This window comes from Thiolapillus sp., from assembly GCF_048562965.1.
In the GTDB taxonomy this organism is placed as follows: Bacteria; Pseudomonadota; Gammaproteobacteria; order Chromatiales; family Chromatiaceae; genus Thiolapillus; species Thiolapillus brandeum_A.
On record NZ_JBHNMF010001211.1, the window covers coordinates 1 to 782 of the forward strand.

Below are 782 nucleotides of genomic sequence, written 5' to 3' on the forward strand. Positions count from 1 at the left end.
TGATTGACCTGATTGAGCAACTGGGGGTGGGATATGAGTGAGCCTGCTACGCTGCAACGGGTGCTACAACGCCATTTTGTTGGTTACGCCGACCGGCATCGACTGGATGGTCATCGTCTCAAGGTCTGCCGTCACCTGCTGAACTGCCATACCCCGGCACTGGGCGGTATCCAGTACCAGTGTGACCAGTGCCATTGCCAAGTACCCCAGTATCACAGCTGCCGGGACCGCCACTGTCCCCAATGTCAGGGACGGGCCACCCGCCAATGGAGTGAACGGCAACAACAGGCGATTCTGCCGGTCACCTACTACCATCTGGTGTTCACGCTTCCGCATGAACTCAATGGCTGGGTACAACTTCATCCTGAAATCATTTATTCCCTACTGTTCCAGGCGGTGTGGACGACGCTGAAAGCCTTCGGCGCCAATCCCAAACGGCTGGGTGGCAAACTGGGCATGACCGCCGTCCTGCACACCTGGGGGCAGAACCTGAGCCAGCATGTCCATCTGCACTGCCTGGTTCCGGGCGGTGTGCTGACCGAAAACCAGGAATGGCATAGCGCTCGCAGCACGTACCTGTTCCCCGTCCGGGCACTATCCCGCCATTTTAGGGGCAAGATGGTCAGTGCATTGCGTGAATGTGCCACAGCAGGCAAGCTGGATCGCATCACCCGGGCAGATGAAATCGACCAGCTGCTGGATCAGTTGATGAAAAAGGACTGGGTGGTCTACAGCAAGCCCTGCATCAATCACACCGAGACAATCATCCGCTACCTGGCCCG

General features: G+C 57.8%; 1 protein-coding gene. It reads left to right on the forward strand.

From position 1 onward, the window contains the following. Positions 1-33: 33 nt before the first annotated feature. Positions 34-782: IS91 family transposase (locus tag ACOCD2_RS23375; protein ID WP_293653384.1), on the forward strand; the 749-nt coding region annotated here is incomplete at its 3' end.